1 protein-coding gene is annotated in these 295 nt (G+C 39.0%); it reads left to right on the top strand.

Translation table 11 applies throughout. From position 1 onward, the window contains the following. A partial coding sequence (locus D9V42_RS14890) for a Sak single strand annealing protein (RefSeq protein ID WP_122065564.1) occupies positions 1–295 on the top strand: 295 nt, incomplete at both ends.

Raw genomic sequence — 295 nt, forward strand, 5'->3', positions numbered from 1 at the left:
CTTAGTTGGGCATATGCATGGTCTGAAGTTAAAAAAGTATATCCTGAAGCTAACAGTAAAGTTTATGAAAATGAACAAGGGTTAAATTATCACACAGACGGTCGCACAGCATGGGTTAAGGTTGGTATGACTATTGAGGGCTTGGAGCACATTGAATACTTGCCTGTAATGGACTATCGTAACCAATCTATCCCAGTTGAAAAACTGACTTCTATGGACGTAAATAAAGCCATTCAGCGTGGACTAGTTAAGGCAATTGCTCGTCATGGTTTAGGGCTATATATTTATGCAAATG

It is taken from the genome of Staphylococcus pseudoxylosus, from assembly GCF_003697915.1.
In the GTDB taxonomy this organism is placed as follows: Bacteria; Bacillota; Bacilli; order Staphylococcales; family Staphylococcaceae; genus Staphylococcus; species Staphylococcus pseudoxylosus.